This window comes from Consotaella aegiceratis, assembly GCF_036541425.1.
Lineage (GTDB): Bacteria > Pseudomonadota > Alphaproteobacteria > Rhizobiales > Rhizobiaceae > Consotaella > Consotaella aegiceratis.
In genome coordinates, this window is sequence record NZ_JAZHFT010000111.1 from 1 (window position 1) to 2,599 (window position 2,599).

Below are 2,599 nucleotides of genomic sequence, written 5' to 3' on the forward strand. Positions count from 1 at the left end.
GGTTCGACGACGCACCTTGATCGATTGGAGGCGGAGGCGATCCACATCATGCGGGAGGTTGCGGCGGAGTTCCGCAACCCGGTGATGCTGTATTCGATCGGCAAGGATTCGTCGGTGATGCTGCACTTGGCGATGAAGGCGTTCTACCCGTCGAAGCCGCCGTTTCCGCTGCTGCACATCGACACGGGGTGGAAGTTTCGCGAGATGATCGCGTTTCGCGACGAGACGGCGTCGCGGCTCGGGCTGGAGCTGATCGTCCACACCAACGAGGAGGGCCGGGCGGCGGGCGTGACGCCGTTCACCCACGGCTCGTCCGTCTACACCAACATCATGAAGACCGACGCGCTGAAGGCGGCGTTGAGCCAGTACGGCTTCGACGCCGCGTTCGGGGGCGCGCGGCGCGACGAGGAGAAGAGCCGCGCCAAGGAGCGCATCTTCTCGTTTCGCAGCGCCAGCCACGCCTGGGAGCCGAAGAGCCAGCGCCCCGAGCTGTGGAGCCTCTATAACGGGCGCATCCGCAAGGGCGAGTCGATCCGGGCGTTTCCCTTGTCCAATTGGACCGAGATCGACATCTGGCAGTACATCATGAAGGAAGAGATCCCGATCGTGCCGCTGTACTACGCGGCGAAGCGTCCGGTGGTGCGGCGCGACGGGCAGTGGATCATGGTGGACGACGAGCGGCTGCCGCTTGAGCCGGCCGAGACGCCCGAGAGGCGGATGATCCGCTTCCGCACGCTGGGTTGCTATCCGCTGACGGCGGCGATCGAATCGCCGGCCACGAGCTTGCCGGAGATCGTCTCGGAGATGCTTCTGGCGCGCACCTCGGAGCGCTCGGGCCGGCTGATCGACCACGACGAGGCGGGCTCGATGGAGAAGAAGAAGCGCGAGGGGTATTTCTGATGGATCGGATCGACCTCGACGGCGCGGCGCTCACCGACTATCTGGCGCGCCAGGAAGGCAAGGGGCTCTTACGGTTTCTGACCTGCGGCTCGGTCGACGACGGCAAGTCGACGCTGATCGGCCGGCTGCTCTACGACACCAAGCTGCTGTTCGAGGACCAGCTGGTCAGCCTGGAGCGGGATTCCAAGAAGCACGGCACGGTGGGCGAGGACATCGACTTCGCGCTGCTGGTGGACGGGCTGGAGGCGGAGCGCGAGCAGGGCATCACCATCGATGTCGCCTACCGCTTCTTCGCCACCGAGACGCGCAAGTTCATCGTCGCCGACACGCCGGGCCACGAGCAGTATACGCGCAACATGGCGACGGGCGCCTCCAACGCGGATCTGGCGGTGATCCTGATCGACGCGCGCAAGGGGGTGCTCACCCAGACGCGGCGGCACTCCTTCATCGCCTCGCTGCTGGGGATCCGCCACGTGGTTCTGGCGGTCAACAAGATCGACCTGGTGGACTATTCGAAGGCCGTCTTCGACGAGATCGTGGCGGCCTATCGAGGCTTTGCCGAGACGCTGGCGTTCGAGACGATCCAGGCGATCCCGCTGTCGGCGCGCTTCGGCGACAACGTGACGGCGCGGGGCCCCAATCTCGCCTGGTACGAGGGGCCGACGCTGCTCCACCACCTGGAGACGGTGGATGTGGAGGGGGAACCGCGCGACCGGCCGTTCCGCATGCCGGTGCAATGGGTGAACCGTCCGAATCTCGACTTCCGCGGCTATTCGGGCACGGTGGCGGGCGGACGCGTCGTCGTCGGCGATCGGGTGGCGGTGCTGCCTTCGGGGCGGGTGTCGTCGATCCAGGCGATCACCACCTACGACGGAGCGCGAGCCGCGGCGGTTGCCGGCGAGGCGGTGACGCTGCAGCTCGCCGACGAGATCGACGTCTCGCGCGGCGACGTGCTGGCGGCGGCCGAGGAGCGGCCCGATGTCGCCGATCAGTTCGCGGCGCATCTGATCTGGATGCACGACGAGGCGATGCTGCCGGGGCGGTCCTATCTCATCAAGATCGGCACGAAGACGGTTTCGGCCTCGGTGACGGAGATCAAGCACAAGGTCGACGTCAACACCTTCCAGCACCTGGCGGCGAAATCCCTGGCGCTGAACGAGGTGGGGGTGGTCAACGTCTCCACCCAGGAGCCGATCGCCTTCGATCCGTATGCGGAGAACCGCGCGACCGGCGGCTTCATCGTCATCGACCGGCTGACCAACCTGACGGTCGGTGCCGGGATGATCGACTTCGCGCTGCGGCGGGCGACGAACATCCATTGGCAGGCGCTGGACGTGGACAAGAAGCTCCGGGCCGGAGCCAAGGGACAGCGCCCGGCGGTGCTGTGGTTCACCGGCCTGTCGGGCGCCGGCAAGTCGACCGTGGCCAACCTGGTGGAAAAGCGGCTCTTCGCCATGGGGCGGCACACCTACGTGCTGGACGGCGACAACGTCCGCCACGGGCTCAACCGCGACCTCGGCTTCACCGAGGCGGACCGGGTGGAAAACATCCGCCGCGTCGCCGAGACGGCCAAGCTGATGGCCGATGCCGGGCTGATCGTGCTCTGCTCCTTCATCTCGCCGTTCCGCGCCGAACGCCAACTCGCCAGAAACCTCCTGGACCCAGGCGAGTTCATCGAAGTCTTCGTCGATACACCCCT

At 66.5% G+C, this 2,599-nt stretch carries 2 protein-coding genes; both read left to right on the top strand.

Annotated features, from left to right (window positions below):
• A partial coding sequence (cysD, locus tag SMD10_RS25165) for a sulfate adenylyltransferase subunit CysD (protein WP_331688467.1) occupies positions 1-900 on the top strand: 900 nt, incomplete at its 5' end.
• A partial coding sequence (gene cysN / locus SMD10_RS25170) for a sulfate adenylyltransferase subunit CysN (protein WP_331688468.1) occupies positions 900-2,599 on the top strand: 1,700 nt, incomplete at its 3' end. The genes cysD and cysN, both read left to right, overlap by 1 nt.